At 59.9% G+C, this 302-nt stretch carries 1 pseudogene; it reads left to right on the top strand.

Going from position 1 to position 302, the window contains the following annotated elements:
* Nucleotides 1-192: pseudogene (locus EN807_RS34330) on the top strand (NAD(P)-dependent oxidoreductase); the annotation flags it as partial.
* Between the last annotated feature and the right edge of the window lie 110 nt (nucleotides 193-302).

Raw genomic sequence — 302 nt, 5'->3', positions numbered from 1 at the left:
GGCTTCGCGCTGGGCATGGGCCGCGATTTCGACGTGCCGCTCGACCTGGCATCCCGCGTCAACGCGATTTTCGAACAGGGCAAAGCAGTCTATGGAGGCGGTGCCTGTTCGACCCAGATCGTCAAGCTGCTCGAGGATGCGGTCGGCACGGAGCTTCGCGCGCCAGGCTTCCCGGCCAAGCTCGAATTGTAATCCGGCAAAAATTTTAGCCAGCTATTTCAACCAGCTGGCCTTACCAGCTGAATCAAGCCCTCAGCCAGTTGATTCAACCTCTCAAGGTCAGCGCGCCGGGCAGGATCTCG

Source organism: Mesorhizobium sp. M5C.F.Ca.ET.164.01.1.1 (assembly GCF_004792125.1).
Classification (GTDB): domain Bacteria; phylum Pseudomonadota; class Alphaproteobacteria; order Rhizobiales; family Rhizobiaceae; genus Mesorhizobium; species Mesorhizobium wenxiniae.
Note: the sequence above shows the minus strand (reverse complement) of the source record. Positions and strands in the feature narration are given on the sequence as shown.